This is a genomic window from Pararhizobium sp. DWP1-1-3, assembly GCF_049896125.1.
Taxonomy (GTDB): Bacteria; Pseudomonadota; Alphaproteobacteria; order Rhizobiales; family Rhizobiaceae; genus Pararhizobium.
In genome coordinates, this window is sequence record NZ_JAFCTR010000049.1 from 1 (window position 1) to 1115 (window position 1115).

1 protein-coding gene is annotated in these 1115 nt (G+C 56.1%); it reads right to left on the reverse strand.

Annotated features, from left to right (window positions below; all coding sequences use genetic code 11):
• Positions 1-48: 48 nt before the first annotated feature.
• Positions 49-1050 carry an IS30 family transposase gene (locus ACP7BS_RS29730; RefSeq protein ID WP_426240923.1) on the reverse strand — a complete coding sequence of 334 codons (1002 nt, stop codon included), beginning with the start codon at positions 1048-1050 and terminating at the stop codon, positions 49-51.
• Positions 1051-1115: the final 65 nt, after the last annotated feature.

Consider the following 1115-nt stretch of genomic DNA (forward strand, 5'->3'; position numbering starts at 1 on the left):
TGGAGAAGCTAACCCAAGTGCATCATGCCCATTTTGCAGGGTAGGGGATCACGCCTCATCCTGCAAATGCGCCATGAACACCTCGGCTGGTGTCTTGTAGCCAAGGCATTTACGGGGTTGGTCGTTGAGATGACGTGCGAGTTGGATCAGGTCGCGTTGTGAAACAACTGACAGATCTGTGGTACCAGGCAGGTAGCGTCGAATGCGCTTGTTGGTATTCTCGACTGTCCCTTTTTGCCACGGTGCACTCGGGTCGCAGAACCAGCTACGCGCACCGATCCCTTCTTCCAAAGCCCTGAATCCGGCAAACTCGGTACCGCGATCAAATGTGAAGCTTTGACGCGCGAACGCCGGTAAAGGAGAAAACGCTCTGATGATCTTGTCCATGATCGGGCGTGAGTGCCGGCTCGGATTCTTGATGAGAACGGTATAGCGGCTTCGGCGCTCCACGAGGGACGTGACATTGGCATGTCCGAGTGGGCGTTCAAAGATGAGGAGGTCGCCCTCCCAATGCCCAAACTGCGATCTATCTCCAATAAAACCAGGACGTTGGGATATGCGATGCGTGGCTGGGAACGCACCGTCGCGCGGCTTCCTGGAGCGCAGTGGACGACGTTTGCGGCGCGCTTCCGGTAGATACTGATAGAGGCCTAGCCCATAATCTTCCTTGCTGTAGATGAAGCGATAGATTGTCTCTTTGCAGACGCGAACAAGACTGAGCCTCTCCGACAACAGGCGCCCGGCGATCTGCTCTGGAGACCAGCGTGCCTCCAACTGGTTGATGATCTCCGTGCGTAAATTCGGGTGGCGCCGCAGCTTTCTCAGCCGGCGTCGCCGCTCCTTGGAGATATCGTGAGCAACCGTGCTGTAGTAGCCGTCGTAGTCCGGCAGTTCGCGATCACGAAACGTATTGCGCTTGATCTCGCGGTAAATCGTCGAGCGGTGACGGCCAAGCTGACGGGCCATCTCGTTGGCGGGAACTTTTGCCGCCACCAGCTGATGTAGGCGTCGCCGGTCGGCGAGGGTGATTTGCGTATAGCATCTGGACATGCCAAAATCTCCAAAGTGAAGCCATTGAAATTACTGGCATGTCGCACTTGGAAATAGAATGTACC